The following is a 208-nucleotide window of genomic DNA, read 5'->3' as shown; positions in this document are numbered from 1 at the left end:
CGCTGCGAAGAATCCGCAGGGAGATGCGGCGGCGCCTGCGGATAAAACGGCCACCCATGGTTGCCCGGTGTCGATGGTGACTGGGGAGGAGTTGCTGACCCTTACCGATGGCGCGTTGGATGGGATTTTGCCATTTGAGTGGACCCGGTTGTACCGCACCAGTGCGGTGGAAGTGGATTGTGGGTTGGGGTTTGGTTGGAGTCACTCG

At 60.6% G+C, this 208-nt stretch carries 1 protein-coding gene; it reads left to right on the top strand.

Going from position 1 to position 208, the window contains the following annotated elements; translation table 11 throughout:
* Positions 1 to 208 (top strand): DUF6531 domain-containing protein (locus ACI77I_RS32350; protein WP_407000294.1); only part of this gene is annotated, 208 nt, incomplete at both ends.

Origin of the sequence: Pseudomonas sp. D47 (assembly GCF_045447305.1) — a bacterium.
Taxonomy (GTDB): domain Bacteria; phylum Pseudomonadota; class Gammaproteobacteria; order Pseudomonadales; family Pseudomonadaceae; genus Aquipseudomonas.
Note: the sequence above shows the minus strand (reverse complement) of the source record. Positions and strands in the feature narration are given on the sequence as shown.